The 15825-nt window shown below is 42.3% G+C and carries 18 protein-coding genes; 8 read left to right on the top strand and 10 right to left on the bottom strand.

Features of this window, described 5'->3' with window-relative positions; genetic code table 11:
* Nucleotides 1-149: 149 nt before the first annotated feature.
* On the top strand, nt 150-857 hold the full coding sequence (gene cysE / locus ICL16_RS36970) for a serine O-acetyltransferase (protein ID WP_190836557.1): 708 nt from the start codon (nt 150-152) through the stop codon (nt 855-857).
* Nucleotides 858-960: 103 nt separating this feature from the next.
* Complete coding sequence (locus ICL16_RS36965) at nt 961-1797, top strand: sulfurtransferase (RefSeq protein WP_190836556.1); 837 nt, start codon at nt 961-963, stop codon at nt 1795-1797.
* Here the strand turns inward: ICL16_RS36965 and ICL16_RS36960 are convergent.
* The 5 genes from ICL16_RS36960 to ICL16_RS36940 form a co-directional block, all read right to left on the bottom strand.
* Entirely contained in the window at nt 1789-2664 is an 876-nt protein-coding gene (locus ICL16_RS36960) for an MBL fold metallo-hydrolase (RefSeq protein ID WP_190836555.1), read from the bottom strand. The genes ICL16_RS36965 and ICL16_RS36960 overlap by 9 nt on opposite strands.
* Nucleotides 2665-2866: 202 nt before the next feature.
* Nucleotides 2867-3268 (bottom strand): fasciclin domain-containing protein, encoded by a 402-nt coding sequence (locus tag ICL16_RS36955; protein WP_190836554.1) that lies wholly within the window; start codon nt 3266-3268, stop codon nt 2867-2869.
* A gap of 216 nt (nt 3269-3484) precedes the next feature.
* Complete coding sequence (locus ICL16_RS36950; protein WP_190836553.1) at nt 3485-5605, bottom strand: MinD/ParA family ATP-binding protein; 2121 nt, start codon at nt 5603-5605, stop codon at nt 3485-3487.
* Nucleotides 5602-5931: a hypothetical protein gene (locus ICL16_RS36945; protein WP_190836552.1), complete on the bottom strand. Its 330-nt coding sequence runs from the start codon at nt 5929-5931 to the stop codon at nt 5602-5604. The genes ICL16_RS36950 and ICL16_RS36945 overlap by 4 nt, the downstream gene beginning before the upstream one ends.
* A gap of 66 nt (nt 5932-5997) precedes the next feature.
* Entirely contained in the window at nt 5998-6951 is a 954-nt protein-coding gene (locus tag ICL16_RS36940; protein ID WP_190836551.1) for a GNAT family N-acetyltransferase, read from the bottom strand.
* Nucleotides 6952-7205: 254 nt separating this feature from the next.
* Here ICL16_RS36940 and ICL16_RS36935 point away from each other — a divergent pair, with 254 nt between their 5' ends.
* The 3 genes from ICL16_RS36935 (at nt 7206) to ICL16_RS36925 (ending at nt 8088) form a co-directional block, all read left to right on the top strand.
* Nucleotides 7206-7439, top strand: coding sequence for a type II toxin-antitoxin system Phd/YefM family antitoxin (locus tag ICL16_RS36935; RefSeq protein ID WP_190836550.1), 234 nt, complete (start codon nt 7206-7208; stop codon nt 7437-7439).
* 133 nt (nt 7440-7572) lie between these two features.
* Nucleotides 7573-7776, top strand: coding sequence for a type II toxin-antitoxin system HicB family antitoxin (locus ICL16_RS36930; protein WP_190836549.1), 204 nt, complete (start codon nt 7573-7575; stop codon nt 7774-7776).
* Between the two features lie 87 nt (nt 7777-7863).
* Nucleotides 7864-8088, top strand: a complete 225-nt coding sequence (locus ICL16_RS36925; protein ID WP_190836548.1) for a type II toxin-antitoxin system HicB family antitoxin — start codon at nt 7864-7866, stop codon at nt 8086-8088.
* On the opposite strand, the gene ICL16_RS36920 is transcribed toward ICL16_RS36925, so the two are convergent.
* The 3 genes from ICL16_RS36920 to ICL16_RS36910 all read right to left on the bottom strand — a co-directional run bounded on the left by ICL16_RS36920 (nt 8069) and on the right by ICL16_RS36910 (nt 10352).
* Nucleotides 8069-8311, bottom strand: coding sequence for a type II toxin-antitoxin system HicB family antitoxin (locus tag ICL16_RS36920; protein ID WP_190836547.1), 243 nt, complete (start codon nt 8309-8311; stop codon nt 8069-8071). The two genes, ICL16_RS36925 and ICL16_RS36920, sit on opposite strands and share 20 nt — an antisense overlap.
* A 100-nt stretch (nt 8312-8411) precedes the next feature.
* Nucleotides 8412-9368 carry a heme o synthase gene (locus ICL16_RS36915; RefSeq protein WP_190836546.1) on the bottom strand — a complete coding sequence of 319 codons (957 nt, stop codon included), beginning with the start codon at nt 9366-9368 and terminating at the stop codon, nt 8412-8414.
* Nucleotides 9369-9401: 33 nt separating this feature from the next.
* Nucleotides 9402-10352: a COX15/CtaA family protein gene (locus tag ICL16_RS36910; protein ID WP_190836545.1), complete on the bottom strand. Its 951-nt coding sequence runs from the start codon at nt 10350-10352 to the stop codon at nt 9402-9404.
* Between the two features lie 328 nt (nt 10353-10680).
* Between ICL16_RS36910 and ICL16_RS36905 the strand changes: the two genes are divergently transcribed.
* The 3 genes from ICL16_RS36905 to ICL16_RS36895 all read left to right on the top strand — a co-directional run bounded on the left by ICL16_RS36905 (nt 10681) and on the right by ICL16_RS36895 (nt 14253).
* Nucleotides 10681-11763 carry a cytochrome c oxidase subunit II transmembrane domain-containing protein gene (locus ICL16_RS36905; protein WP_190836544.1) on the top strand — a complete coding sequence of 361 codons (1083 nt, stop codon included), beginning with the start codon at nt 10681-10683 and terminating at the stop codon, nt 11761-11763.
* A 41-nt stretch (nt 11764-11804) separates the two neighbouring features.
* Nucleotides 11805-13541 carry a cytochrome c oxidase subunit I gene (ctaD, locus tag ICL16_RS36900; protein WP_190836543.1) on the top strand — a complete coding sequence of 579 codons (1737 nt, stop codon included), beginning with the start codon at nt 11805-11807 and terminating at the stop codon, nt 13539-13541.
* 85 nt (nt 13542-13626) lie between these two features.
* Nucleotides 13627-14253 (top strand): cytochrome c oxidase subunit 3, encoded by a 627-nt coding sequence (locus tag ICL16_RS36895; protein ID WP_190836542.1) that lies wholly within the window; start codon nt 13627-13629, stop codon nt 14251-14253.
* 80 nt (nt 14254-14333) lie between these two features.
* Here ICL16_RS36895 and ICL16_RS36890 read toward each other — a convergent pair whose 3' ends face one another.
* Together ICL16_RS36890 and ICL16_RS36885 are read right to left on the bottom strand one after the other, a co-directional pair.
* Nucleotides 14334-15311 (bottom strand): WD40 repeat domain-containing protein, encoded by a 978-nt coding sequence (locus tag ICL16_RS36890; protein WP_420485325.1) that lies wholly within the window; start codon nt 15309-15311, stop codon nt 14334-14336.
* Nucleotides 15312-15365: 54 nt separating this feature from the next.
* Nucleotides 15366-15662: a hypothetical protein gene (locus tag ICL16_RS36885; protein ID WP_190836540.1), complete on the bottom strand. Its 297-nt coding sequence runs from the start codon at nt 15660-15662 to the stop codon at nt 15366-15368.
* Nucleotides 15663-15825 lie beyond the last annotated feature (163 nt).

Here is a 15825-nt window from a genome sequence, read left to right as displayed (position 1 = left end):
GTGTCATCAAATACTGCTTACAACTTATAAAAATACTATATTATTACCAAATAACAGTGGTTTATTGAACAGAAATTTGTAAAATGCCTTCATACCTGAAGAGTGGGAATTGTTCAAACCCATACAAAACAAGCTTTTTTGAGCAAATTATGCTATTAACTGATTTGCGCACAATTTATGAGAGCGATCCTGCAGCCCGTAATTGGTTGGAAGTGATACTATGCTATCCAGGACTCCATGCTCTAGTTTTGCATCGACTAGCACATCGGCTTTACAAAACTGGAATTCCCTTTATCCCTCGATTTATTTCTCAGATAAGTAGATTTTTAACTGGGATTGAAATTCATCCAGGAGCAAAAATTGGTAAGGGAGTGTTTATCGATCATGGCATGGGAGTTGTCATTGGTGAGACAGCAGTAGTAGGCGACTATACCCTGATTTATCAAGGAGTGACGTTGGGTGGTACAGGAAAACAAACAGGTAAACGCCATCCGACTGTAGGCTCTTGCGTAGTTGTGGGCGCTGGTGCAAAGGTATTGGGAAATATTCAAATTGGCGACAATGTGCGCATTGGCGCGGGTTCAGTAGTGCTGCGAGACGTGCCAAGTAACACCACTGTAGTAGGTATACCAGGGCGTTTGACTCGTAAAGAAGACGACTTAGCTGATATTCTTGCTCATAACAACTTGCGCGATGTGGAAGCAGAAGTAATTCGCGCCTTATTTGAACGAATCAAGGCGCTACAGACACAAATTGAACAGTTACAAGCTAAACCTTTGTCTTTTGCGCATAATAGCAATGGTAAATGCAAGAATGACGGAGTAATTGAAGATTTTCTAGATGGTGCGGGAATTTAACTAGAAACACAAAAGTTAAGTGTACTCTTTCGAGGACTAGGCGTAGTTTGTCCATGAGTTTTACTCTAGCTTCATCACAGTTTTAGAGCAAGGAGTATAGACGATGATTTTAAACTACGCTCATCCTGAAGTTATTGTAGACACCCAATGGGTTGCCGAGCATTTACGCGATCCCAAAGTGCGACTTATCGAAGTGGACATGAATGCAACAGCTTATGAATCTGGACATATTCAAGGCGCAGTCTTCTGGAATGCATTCACGACAATTTTACAGCCCAATTACCGTTTCAACTTTGATGCCAAGGCTTTAGAAGAATTGCTTACGCAATCAGGTATTACTAACGACACGACTATTATTGTTTATGGCAGTCATAGTGCGATCGCCGCTTGCGTCTTTTGGTTCCTCAAAGTCTTCGGACATAACGATGTGCGAGTAATGAATGGTGGGCGTAAAAAATGGATCACTTTATCACGCCCCATGACAAGCGAAATTCCCACTATCACGCCAACTACATACATAGTACCCGAACCTGATTCCAGCATACGTGCGCTACAAGAACAGGTACAAGCGGCGATCGCTAAGCCAGAAACTGTTTTGGTAGATGTACGTACACCCCAAGAGTACACTGGTGAATGGTTCGCCATGAAACCACCACTCAAGGATGAGCGTGCAGGGCATATTCCTGGTGCAGTTCACATTTTTTATGAATTAGCCCAAAATGAAGATGAAACTTTCAAATCAGCCGAAGAACTTTACACCTTATATAGCAGCAAGGGTATTACCCCTAACAAAGAAGTCATAACCTACTGTGCAATTGGGGCACGCTCATCCCATACTTGGTTTGTCTTAAAGTACTTGTTAGGCTACCATAATGTACGCAATTACGATGGTTCTTGGGAAGAGTGGAGCAGACTCGACACGCCAGTAGAGTTAGTTTAACTCATGTTCCATCCACTCGATACACTTGTGCATCTGCTGACGCATAATCTCAGTATCAGCATGATACCTTCTTCCATGACCTGGTAATACCCACTCAAACGAGTAATTAGCCAGCTTTCGCATTGATTGTATCTGTTGTGAGTAGGAATACCAACAGTAATCACGAAAGGCATAGAGATGCTTGAGTTGATCAGACCATGCCAGATGGTCGCCTGTAAAGAGAAACTTTTTGTATAACAGAACAGTGTGTCCTTTGCTGTGACCGGGAACTGGGATAATTAATAAGTCGGAACCTAGCGAAAATGGTTCTGTACCAGTCAGCTGCATTTCTACATTGCGAGTATCTGCGGTAATATCGTCCTTATGGAGGATGCGCTGACAACCAAAATGGGTGGCAAATTTTTGATGGTCTGCGACATCATCTCTGTGAGTCAGGTACATATAACGGATTCCCCCCAGGTTTTCCAACTGCTTTACTAAGGGCGGCGTAAACCGGGGAGAATCAACCAAAATGTTACCGGATGGTAGGGCAATAAAGTAGCTAGCAGAACCGTAGGAGTTTTCTGAGTGGTAGCCACAATAGTAAACATTATCTTCTACAGCGATCGGAAAACTCGACTGAGCGACTTTGATATCTTGGGGTTTTTCAACTGTACCAATCGAACTAGTCGGGCAAGCTAACAAAGCTTGAAGTGCTAGTAATCTTTCCGCTTCGTTAGTTGGTTGGTGATAAACTGCCGATTGTTCACCAGCTTCAACAAATACCTGTGGAGCCATCCAGCGACAGGTGTCACAATCAATGCAGGAAGTATCGACATAAAAATCGCCGCTAACATTTTCGGGGCGACGCAGATTTAAATGAGCCATATTAACATTTTTCACCCAGCAAGCGATTAGGTGAGTGCTGAACCCTCTATGACTACGTTAGCAATTATTGGCATCGAATGTTGATATCTTAAAATAGGTGACTAAGCACTCTCGAATGAATCTTTTATACTAATGACAAGTGTGGGGCAACGACTATCAGTAGTCGTTGCCCCACTATTAATCATCCATCTACGATGAATGCTTATGCAGGTATCAATACTGTGTCAATGACGTGGATGACACCGTTATCAGCAGCAACATCTGGTGTTACCACTGTAGCATCATTTACTTTAACGCCATTGGAAGCGTCAATTTTCACTTCTGATCCTTCAACTGTTTTAGCTGAGTTCAGCTTAACTACATCTGCCGCCGTTACCTTACCGGAAACAACGTGATATGTCAGGATTTTCGTGAGTTGTGGAATATCATTCAGGAGTGAGTCTACGGTGCCTGCAGGAAGCTTAGCAAAAGCTTCATCAGTAGGCGCAAACACGGTGAACGGACCAGCACCTTTAAGTGTATCTACGAGATTTGCCGCCTTAACTGCAGCAACTAGGGTGCTAAAAGAACCAGCATTAACAGCAGTATCAACAATATCAGCCACGAGTTTCACCTAGTTTGGTATATTTCCGTAATAGAGTATACACTAGTCCTTTACGAAAAGTAAATATTTTTAAAGTTTTATCAGCCGGAAAGCTACAAATTAAGCCGAAGCCGTGCTAAACGGTACTCATATCTTGTGGCAAATTGCCTGTATCCTGCGTGTTGAAAAGCAGTCACCATGTTTTTGCTTAAGTAATGGGATTGAAAACAAGCGTTTTTAAGTTCCCTGCTTAGCAGCGCGGCGTGCCAGAGACATAACGGCAGGGTGTCCTGTAGCCTTAAGTGAAAAGCCTAATCCCAAACGGAAGATTTCTGGCATATAATAATCATCTTTTTCGCGAATGACGACACCGTTATCTTCCAATATCTTCATTTCTCCTACAGATAATTGTAGTTGCTCGCGTGTGAAAGGGATTTTTCGTTCTTCTTCACCAAGTCCACGTAATTTTGTGAAAATATCTTTTAAAGCAGTGTTTTCTAGTTCTATTTCCGCAATTTTTTCAGTACTGCATTCAGGTAAAGCAGCCTTAATGGCTTTGGGAACAAGAATGCGATCAAGCCAGCGATCGTCATTAACTGATTCTTTAGCCGCTAAATGGAGAAGACGTACTAAATCGCGTGATTGAATTTGTCCCCTGAAGTCGGAAAGCGCTGCAATTACAAATCTGGCAGAAGCAGCTTCTTTTGAGCTATCAGAACCTAATTTTTTACCCCATAAAGTTACTAAAACCTGAGTCAGTTCCTCTTCCCTCAGATCCTGAAGTTTTTCGATACTAGTACTGATCTGAATTTTTGACAGATTAGTTACCGATGCGACAAGTCTTAAAGCCTCTTCTCTATTCCACTTTAGAGCATAAGGCTCGTAGCGTGCGATCATTTGCGCAGCATTTTGACGTATAGCCGCCAGCACCATATCACGTCTAACAAAAATGAGAATACCTAGAGGACGACCAGGCTGCTGCCCAAGCCATTCAGGAACTTCTTGAAGTAAAGCCCGTAAAGATGTCTGTTGAGTTTCGTCACTAGCAAAGTTTTGGAAAAGGTCTTCCAAACCATCAATAATGACAAGCAATCGCTTTTGCTTCTCAACTAGATATTCAGTCAATGCTCGACCAGCACCCTCCTTTTGAGGTTGAAATCCAACACCCCAGGCAATCATATCTAACCAACGTTCTCGCCACTGACCTTCGTGAAGATTCAACTGACAAAAATCTCCAATATGATCACGAATACTTTGGATGTTGTGGGGATGAGCAAAACCCAATGCTTGTGCTGTCTTTTTCTGTACTTCTCCTACCAATTGCAAGGCAGGAAGGTTAAGATTTTTCGATGCCAAAACAGGGCAAATTAGAGCGTTAACTTGGACTTGAGTTGCACAAGCATCTTCAGCAAAAGTTTGCCAGTTTTCTCTACGAATTATTTGTAAAAAAGTGTAAGTTTTTCCTGAACCTTTAGCTCCAACCACAACTGTAATTGGGACTTGACGTCTGTGATCTGAAGCCAAGTGACGTAAAGGAATAGTAGCTAAAAAATCTTCTGCTTCTGCCGTTTCTGCAAACACCAGTTTTTTAGTAACATCTCTGAGAGTTTCTCTTTGAGATTTTAAAGTGGGAAGGCTTTCCTTAACAGTTTGACTCGGCTTTGTGGGTAATAAATCCAGCAATGGACGTACAGCATCTACAATACCTGAGCGATTAAGCCGATTGATTACATCTTCCCACATTGATGGTAAAACCAGCAAATTATCTACAAATCCTGTAATCACCCTTAAAAGTTGTAGGTCTTCTCCTAAAAATGATTTAGCAGATTCAAGAAGCTTTTCTTCTGGATTCGATAATAAATCTGTTTTTTGGAATTCCTCAGGAACCTGACTAATAATGATTGCAGGTAATGGATCTGTATCTCGTATGGAAGGTGCTCGCTCTCCTAAAAGCTCTAAAAGTCTGGCTGTTCCTGAAATAGATTGTCCACTTAAAGTTGTAACAAAAATGCGGTAAACCCGTGGATCTAAAAGAAGACCTGTAGAAAGTTCGGAAAGTCCAGCACGCAGATCTACTAATACAACATCTACACCTAAAGTTTTTCCAAGAGCAGCTAGTATTTGTGTTAGTATAAACGGGTTTTTAGCACCTAGTATGAGATGTTCTGGTCTGATTTCTAAAGAGGAGAATCTAGCTGTTGAACGAAATGAAGGTAAAACATAAATATCATCAATTAAACCATCCCAGTAGGCTCGCACCCAAATTATCCATTCTGGCAAACTACCTTGTTCAGATATGCGAAGTAAAACTTCTTCAACGTCAACCCAAGTGTAAAGGCGGATATCTGAAGGAATCATCGGTTGATATTCTCCTTAATCCAATTGCAGAGATTTTCTAACGATGAAGGGCTTTTATTAATTTGAGCCACAATAACACGAATATGAGCATGAAAAGACTGCCTTAATTCACTAATTCCAACATGAATCATGTTAGTATCCGGCTTGCTTTTTTGACCTTTGAGTTGCACAATCTCATTTTTGAGCTTGTATAGGAAAGCGATCGCACTTTCAGGTTTGTCGTTGATGAGCAACTCAATTTGATCGAGTACTCGCTCAATCACCTTAAGTGTTGCCAAGTCGAGATCAAGTCCAGAAAGGTCTAAATTTGCCAGCGAGATAGACATAAATTGCTTAGTTACCCAAGGCAGAGGGGTATTTTACCGATTTTATGGTTAATTACACAAAAAACGCTACGAATTTACACAAATCTGTACTAAACGATACTCACGTCTTAGGGCAAATTGCTTGTATCCAGCACGTTGAAAAGCCAATATCATTGGTGTATTATTAATATCAGTATCAGCGCGAACCCGCAAAGCGCCATCAGCTTTGAGAGAGAGAGTTCCTTGCGCTAGCAAATCGTTAACGTAGCCTTGTCCCCGATACTCTGGTATCACGCCGATGTATCCAATGATTGGTCCACCATCATTCTCTGCGGTCATAATTAGACCAACAACAGAACCATCTTGAGTGTAAGCTAGTTGCCACCAAGTTGGTTTGTATTTGAAAGCTTTCAACGTCTTAAATTTTTCAACGGCATACCGCTCTAAGCCAAGCTTCTCCGTTTCTTGCTGTAATATCCGATCTAAGCTGTTCTCCGACACTCGCATAAGAGTGTTGATGAACACATCCTCACCTACATCCTCCAGAGTACGGAAAACAAGCCTCTGTGATAACGCTATCTGAGTTTGAGTCTCTTGCCATTCAAATCGGTGCGTTTCTCTTAAGAGCGAAAACCCAAACTTTTCCATAACTTCAATTCGTTGCTCCGTATATGTAGAAATCCCTGATGTAGACATTGGGTAAGGCGTATCAAGTGTATACTGTATGATGGCTTCCGGCGGAAGCGGCATCTGCGCCAAGCTGTCAAGCAAAAGCTTTGTACCAACTTCTAAGTAATTAGCATTCCAAGGTACTTCTAAAACATCAACTTCAAAAAAATTGTCTAGAGATGGCAGCGTCCAGTATACAATACGACCAATAAATGCTCCCGCTTGTTCAGCAACAAAGCACCACTCAGGACGGATGTATCCTTCGTCCCACATCGAGGTTAGATAAGTTAAAAATCTCTCGTTTCTCTCAGGTTGGTTACTAAAGGCGGCAAATACTTTAAGTTCTTCCCTTTGAATGGGGCGAATCAACATAATGAAACTCCTGTTTTAGCAATTTGTTGGCAGTGATTTGTTTGTTTAGAGTTATCATTAAGTCTCACCCCCTGGGTATTAATTTTTGGGAAGGGCAGAGGTGTCTGCTGTTTCAATAATATTAGTTGGTGAAGAAGGATACGTCAATCCACGCTCTCTTACCCTGCCAGAAACTACTACCTACGTTTTTGCTCAAGTAATGGGATTGAAAACACGAAAAATTTTCACAAAAAGATTCAAGAGGACATAGAGCAATGTTCGTCAGTGTTAGTGAAGTACAAATGAGATTGAGTCAACTGCTGAATCAGGTTGAGCAAGGGGAAGAAATTATCATTACTCGTGAGGGGCGAATGATCGCTCGTTTATCTCCAATGGAACAAACAAAACGTTGCCTCTCGAATCACGCTCAGTTGCGGGCTTCTCAACCACTAGCTAAAACGAGCAGTGTAGAAATTTTACAAAATTTACGTACTGAGGCAAGATATTGATTTATCAACTTTTAGCCATCAAGTTTGGGATGAGTCAAAGAAGAAGATGAGTGAGCAGCAATTAAGTTAACTATTGGTGCTATTGCAAGGGATAAATTGATATAGTTTAAATTATAAGTAAAAAAGATTAGCTATGAAATGGCGTGTGATTCTTGAACCAGATATAGAAACAGGTGATTGGGCTGCATGGTGTCCAGAGCTACCTGGCTGCACTACATCCGGAGAAACCGAAGAAGAAGCTTTGGAAAATATTAAAGAAGCAATTCAACTATATTTACAGCCAGATTCAATTCAGCTTGCTCCAAGCGCGATTACAAGGGAGATAATTCTCTTATGAGCGATCGCATCCTTCGTATGACGGCAAGAGAAGTTGAAACTGTCCTAAATTTAGTGAAATTATAGTTAAACTCAAAAAAGATTAGTGATGACTGAAATTGTATTTTTGGTTGAAGATGATCCAGACGGTGGTTATACTGCTAGAGCGCTAGGAGGCGAATCGATTTTTACTCAAGCTGATGATTTAAAAAGTCTGCGGGAAATGGTTCGTGATGCGGTTCATTGTCATTTTCCTGAAAATCAAACCCGTCCTAAAATTATTCATTTGCATCAATTTGATCCAAACGGTGGTATTAGGCAACCAATGCGGTGAAATTCAGGTCAACACCATCAAGTATCGGTAAAGTATGACTCAAGCGCAACCCTAAAATAATCCATCCTTCTAAAGCGTCTTGCAAGTCTTCTCGGCAAGCTTCTAATGTTTGTGCATTTGCCCACACGCCCTGACACTCAGTAATTTCACCATAGAAAGTTCCATCTTCTAGCAACTCGTAAGTTGCTTTTTGCATTGCTAAATGGATGTAATTTATCAGCATTTCTAAGTTTTAGTATTTAATATACAACGCTTTACATTTAAATGTAGTAAACCCCACCCTAGCCCTCCCCTTAGCAAGGGGAGGGTTGGGAGGGGTATTTTTAGCTAACAAGTGAGTGCAACTGATTTGCTACAGCATTAATTGCGTAGTGGGTAAGAGGGAGACTATCAACCACCATCGCTAAACACAACAGCATCATGTAGGAAATGGAATAGAGAAACAACCCTTTTGCTAAAGAGCGGTCTTCTGGATTTTGCAATAATTGCCAAGCTTTGTAAATGAATAATCCACCTAGCATTAGTGCGATCGCCGCATAGAATATTCCACTTACATGTAGGGGGTACACTAGTAACTGTGTTGTTACTACTGTTACCAAAGTGTAGATCCAAATTTGCTGCACTGTTGGCTTTTCACCTACTATCACTGGTAGCATTGGTATCCCTACTTTTGCGTAATCATCCCGAATCATTAAAGCTAAAGCCCAGAAATGGGGTGGTGTCCACAAAAAGACGATCGCAAAGATGATCCATGCTGCCCAACTTAAAGTACCAGTAACAGCCGCCCAACCTACCAATGCGGGAATTGCTCCAGCAGCTCCACCAATAACGATATTTTGGGTGCTATGGCGTTTAAGCAAGTGAGTGTAAACTAACACATAAAAAACAATACCTGACATTGCTAGTCCGGCGGCAAGCAGGTTAGCAAATACAGTGAGTAGAGAAAAAGAAGCGACAGCGAGAGCTAGAGCAAAAACTAGCGCGTCACGAGGCTGTACCTTGCCCGAAGGCAAAGGACGATGGCGGGTGCGCTCCATGTCATAATCAATGTCGCGATCGTAGACACAATTAATTGTCTGAGCGCTAGCAGCAGCCAAAGTACCACCAGTAAGAGTTACTAGCAACAGTATTGGATCTACTTGTCCTTTTGCAGCAATCCACATACTGCCAGCAGTAGTAATCAAGAGCAACGGAATAATCCGAGGTTTAGTTAGCTGGTAGTAACTCTGAATAACTTCAAGAATTGATTCGTGGTGCTTCGAGACGTTAGTCTCAATCATTGTGGCACTAGTTCCTTATTTTTCAACAACAATTCATCGGGCTGCTTGTTCATAGTAGGCAGCATTAATTTCGCGGCTAGAAGCCCAATCGCGTAGTGCTAGCACTGTAAACACTACTAAAGTACCAAGCAAAGCAGCTCCTATAGCTTGATGAGAAACGGTGAGTGGCTCAACTTGGAGATGTAAGCGGAAAGTGGCAACTCCCAATAGAATTTGTAAAACCAACAATCCTCCTGCCATATTAGCTAATCGTCGCAAAGCTGGATGGAGTGCTGGCGTGCGCCAAGATACAAAAACTAATGCCAAGGTGGCTACCGTTGGTGGTACTACGCCACCAATATGGCTATACATCACAGTACAAAGCTGAGATATACCGAAACATTGATGCAATGCCCAACGCGATCCTACCAAAGCGCCAAGTAAACTTTGTAGATAAACCAAAATAGAGGCTGTTACACCTAACCAAGGCAAATTACCAACCGTTCCGGTTCCTTGATATGTAGTGAGTGCTGTGCCGATCGCTAATAGGGTAACAAAAAATAGTAATGCCGTTCCTAAATGGGCAGTAACAATATCAAACCGCAAAAGTTCCGTAACAGTCAACCCACCCAAAACACCTTGGAAGACAATTAGAAATAAGGCAAATGCCGATGCCCAAGGAAGCCATTTCGGTAAAACGCGACGATACCACCAAGACATTCCCACAAGTACTATGGTGCTTATACCTATCAACGCTGCATCTAATCTGTGAAACCACTCCAGGAACACTTGAAAATTCATTTGCTTGGCAGGCACTAGTTCCCCATAGCACAAAGGCCAGTCTGGGCAAGCAAGTCCAGCATTCATCACGCGGGTGGCACTACCAATCGCCATCAGTATTAATGTGGCGAAACAGATTTTCCACACCAAGCGACGAATTCGAACATGTGGTTGCTGTTCACCAGCCGCTTCTACATTTTGTTGTTCTAGGACAAATTCGCTCATGAATGATACCTTTTGCCAGCTTATGGTGAGCTATAAATGTTCTAAGATTTTTTTGGACTGATCACTTCCACCCTAGCGTATAAAACAAAGATAGAGATTGACTCTCTTATACTGTGAGGTATCTTTGCTAATATAGCCCTGAAGCTTTAGGGATTCTTAAGTTGTCGGCACAAGTCGGGTGTGCCTTATCTACTTCTGACTTATTTAGCCAAAAAATTAATAAAAATTTTCTGCTGAACTCCCCCATGTATTCTATGGTGAACTACTGTAGTAAGTGAGTAGGCAGCTCTATTGTCCAACGTAGTAAAGTCATTAACTTCTTAACACCGTGAAAATTCCAAATTCTATCTGGACATTACTCATTGGCATCCTGCTGACCCTAGTCAGCCTCTGGTACGGTCAGAATCATGGTTTATTACCAACACCAGCCTCTGATGAAGCCTTCTTGGTGGACGATTTGTTTAACACAATGATGATCGTCTCCACAGGTATATTTCTGATTGTGGAAGGTGTGTTAATTTACTCAGCGTTTAGATACCGTAGGCGAGCAGGTGACAATGCGGATGGTCCGCCAGTTCATGGTAACGTCCCACTAGAAATTCTTTGGACAGCAATTCCAGCTATCATCGTTCTCGGTATTTCTGTATACAGCTTTGAGGTGTATAATGACATGGGAGGTTTCAATCCCCATGCTCTTCATGAAGCGCCAGTAACACCCCAAGCAAGCGTGATGCCTGGGGCTGCGATCGCGGCTACGCTCAACGATACTCCACCCACGACTGAACCTAACCTCAATCAGGAAAAATCTGATGAGGCTATGCAAGATCCCGCTACAGCAGCAGTCCGTAATGCTGACCAAATTCCGCAAAAGCAAAATGCTCCAGGCGTAGGAATTGTTGCTCCCACTATAGGACCTACTCCAGACAAAGAAGGTACACCACCTGCCTTTGTCGTAAATGTTACAGCATTGCAGTACGCCTTTATTTTTACCTACCCGGAAACAGGCGTAACTTCTGGTGAACTACACGTTCCCAAAGGACGTGAAGTACAACTAAGCATGACAGCAAACGATGTCATTCACGCCTTTTGGGTGCCAGCGTTTCGCTTGAAACAAGATATCATGCCAGGTAGACAAAGCGAAATTCGCTTTACAGCTAACAAAGAGGGTAATTATCCCCTCATTTGTGCAGAACTATGTGGTCCTTACCACGGCGCAATGAATACGCAAGTTTACGTAGATACACAAGAAGATTTTGACCAGTGGATGCAAGAACAGCTAGTTGCTAATGCTGAAACTCTCAAACAAGCAATAGCTGTTAATCCGGCTCAAAAATCAACTGCAGAATTTCTCGCTCCTTACACCAGCGAGATGGGAATTAAGCCAGAAATGCTACATCAAATCCACCACTAGTTAACTGTTAACTGTTAACTGTTAACTGACAACAAATTCTTATGACACAAGCACAAGTGCAAGAAACAGCCAATATCCCGGCTCTAGATGAAGAGCCGGGGATCAGAAATTGGCGAGACTATTTTACCTTCAACACCGACCACAAAGTAATTGGCATTCAATACTTGGTCACTACGTTCATTTTCTACTGTATAGGTGGCGTTCTTGCTGATTTAGTGCGCACAGAACTGCGTACACCAGAAGTAGATTTTGTTACCCCAGAAGTGTATAACAGTTTGTTTACACTGCACGCCACAATCATGATCTTTTTATGGATTGTGCCGGCTGGGGCGGGATTTGCTAACTTCTTGATCCCCTTGATGATTGGGGCAAAAGATATGGCATTCCCACGCTTGAATGCTGTTGCCTTTTGGATGATTCCGCCTGGTGGGTTGTTACTAATCAGCAGCCTAGTTGTCGGCGATGCACCAGATGCAGGTTGGACTTCCTACCCTCCCCTAAGCTTGGTAACAGGGCAAGTAGGTGAAGGCATCTGGATTATGAGCGTCCTCCTGTTAGGTACGTCTTCGATTTTGGGGGCGATTAATTTCCTCGTCACCATGCTGAAGATGCGCACACCAGGTTTAGGCTTCAATCAATTGCCTTTGTTCTGCTGGGCAATGTTTGCTACTTCGGCACTAACTCTGGTATCAACACCAGTGCTAGCAGCAGGTTTGCTTCTGCTTGCTTTTGACTTAATTGCTGGAACGGCATTTTTTAACCCGACTGGTGGTGGCGATCCTGTTTTATACCAGCACATGTTCTGGTTCTACTCCCACCCAGCGGTTTACATCATGATTTTGCCCTTCTTTGGCGCAATTTCAGAGATTATCCCGACTCATTCACGCAAACCAATTTTTGGATATAAAGCGATCGCCTACTCTAGTTTGGCAATCAGCTTTCTTGGCTTAATCGTTTGGGCGCACCACATGTTCACTAGTGGTATCCCTGGTTGGTTGCGGATGTTCTTCATGATCACCACAATGATCATCGCTGTACCCACGGGGATCAAAATTTTCAGTTGGCTAGCAACCATGTGGGGTGGCAAAATCCGTCTCAACAGCGCCATGTTATTTGCAATGGGCTTTGTTGGCACATTTGTAATTGGTGGGATCAGTGGTGTCATGTTGGCGGCAGTTCCCTTCGATATTCACGTACACGATACCTATTTTGTCGTAGCGCACCTCCACTACGTACTATTTGGCGGTAGTGTACTGGGTATTTATGCGGCAATTTACCACTGGTTCCCGAAAATGACGGGGCGGATGCTCAATGAATTTTGGGGTAGGGTTCACTTTGCCTTAACAATTGTCGGTCTAAACATGACCTTCTTACCCATGCACAAGCTGGGTTTGTTGGGCATGAACCGTCGAATCGCTCAGTACGATCCCAAATTTACTACCCTCAACGAAATCTGCACTTATGGTTCTTATATCCTGGCAGTTTCAACATTGCCCTTCATTATTAATGCCATTTGGAGTTGGATGTATGGACCGAAGGCAGGTAATAATCCTTGGCAGGCACTTACCTTAGAGTGGATGACAACTTCACCCCCAGCGATTGAGAATTTTGACAAACCACCTGTACTAGCCACTGGACCATATGATTATGGTTTGGAGAATGTTAGCAAAGGTGTACCATTGTCCGATCCCGATCCTACTTTGTCTGCTGGTCCAAACTCAGTTTTACGAGCCGAGCCTGATGAACCTGCGCTCGCATCCAAAACTGACGAACGTTAATAAAAGTTAGGAGTGAGGAGTGAAAAATAAAATTCCTCCTGACTCTTAACTCCTGACTCCTAAGTCCTTTAGACATTAAAGATTCATGCAAAGTCAAACAATTGACCCAGGTAAAACTGCTCTAAATCATCATCATGCTGCCACTGTAGCAGAAGCACATCACGAAGAACATCCAGACCATCGTTTGTTTGGGCTAATTATGTTCTTAGTTGCTGAAGGGATGATTTTCATCGGTTTGTTCGGAGCATATTTAGCTATTCGTTCTATTGTGCCATCTTGGCCTCCTGAAGGCACGCCAGAATTAGAACTATTGCTACCCGGAGTCAACACCATCAATCTGATTGCTAGCAGTTTTGTCATCCACAATGCTGATACTGCAATCAAAAAGAATGATGTCAAGGGAATGCAATTGTGGTTCGCCATCACCGCCGCAATGGGTATAATTTTCTTAATAGGTCAAGTTTATGAATATACTCATCTAGAATTTGGACTGACTACCAACTTATTTGCCAGTGCATTTTACGTCTTAACTGGCTTTCACGGTTTACACGTTACTATTGGTGTAGTGGCAATTTTAGCAGTGTTGTGGCGATCGCGCATTAAAGGACACTACAGCAACGAACATCACTTTGGTATAGAAGCTGCCGAGATTTATTGGCACTTTGTTGATGTAATTTGGATTATCCTTTTCGGCTTGCTGTACATACTTTAATCTCTTCTAGAAACCCGGTTTCTTTAAGAAACCGGGTTTCTGTGTCTCCATCTTTCTTTTTGCTTTTGCCTTTTTACTTGTTAAAGGCTTTGCCAAATATTAATTCTTTTATCAAATCCACCACTAACAAGAGTTTGTCCAGTTGGGCTAAAAGCCAGCACACTTACCCAATCGGAGTGTCCGTAAAGTGTTCTGGTTAATTCACCTGTAGTTAAATTCCATAACTTAATCCCATCTCTACCTCCACTAGCCAAAGTTTGTCCATTGGGGTTAATGGTAATAGTATTTACCCAATTATTATGTCCTGTGAGAGTGCGGACTAGTGTTCCAGAGTTGAGATTCCAAAGTTTAATTGTGCGATCGCGACTGGCACTAACAAAGACTTGTCCATTGGGTGTAAAGGCTATTTGACTAACTCGATTAGAATGTGCCTTAATAGTACGAATTAATCTGCCGGTATTCAAACTCCATAGCTTAATTACACCTTGATTATCACCACTTACCAAAGTCTGACCATCAGGACTAATTGCCAGAGTATTCACTGGATTATCAAACCTAACTAAAGTCCCCAGTGGACGTTGCTGGAGTAAATCCCATAATTTTATCCCATCTAGAGCACCGCTGACAAGTACTTTACTATCAGGGGTTACAGCTAAAGACAAAACATTACTTGTATGGTCAACAAAAGAACGAGTAAATTTATTATTTGTTAGATTCCAAAGATTAATTGTGTTATCGTTACTACAACTAGCTAGGTTTAAACCATTAGGCGAAATCACCATTGATTCCACCGCTGTTTTCTGCGCTCTGTTGATGGTTCCTACCTTTTTACCAGTTTGCAAATCCCACAAGCGAATTATACCTTCATTTTCTGCTCCGCCACTAAAAAGGACTCTGCCATTTGGGCTGATGGCTAGAGACTTGATTGTTCCAGTATGTTCTAAAAGTGTGTAAGCTAACTGTGGATTAGTAAAATTTCTGTTAGCTTGAACACTAGGTGTAATTTCTATAATTCTTGGTGCAGCATTAGATACTTGGTTGACAGGAGCGATCGCCATTGCTCCTGCCAAGCTTACTAGCATAAAAATACTTTTAACAAATTTCATTTAACACTACTGGGGTGGTTTTTTCTTAGCAACGCTGAGCATTGGTAAACTAGTGCTGGAAGAGCGGGCTGGTAGGTAATGTTGTACTACTGCTTCTTCTGGAAACGAACGACGCTGTTGACTACTACGCCAAAAACGCCAAACGAGTGTTATGCCTACTGTCCCTAAGCCTACAGCAAACAACGACCAGCTATCGCCCACACCACCAATCAATGCGTCCACGATGCCCATCGTGATTAGTACACTGATGATTGGTTCTCTCCTGTACGCTGACTTTAAAAAACGAGGTAGTATAACGTTCATCACAGGGTTTTTCAGTTCACCTTGTTTATAAAATTTAAAGATCAAACCTCACCAGCAGACTATTTTTGTGAGAGATTTTATCTTAATTATAATTTTTCTTGGGTAGAGGAGGATACTAGTGAAAACCCCCCCTACTCTATCCAATCCTGGATAGAGAGCGTTT

It is taken from the genome of Iningainema tapete BLCC-T55, from assembly GCF_014698965.1.
GTDB classification, from domain to species: Bacteria; Cyanobacteriota; Cyanobacteriia; order Cyanobacteriales; family Nostocaceae; genus Iningainema; species Iningainema tapete.
This window is presented reverse-complemented; position numbering and strand designations above follow the sequence as displayed.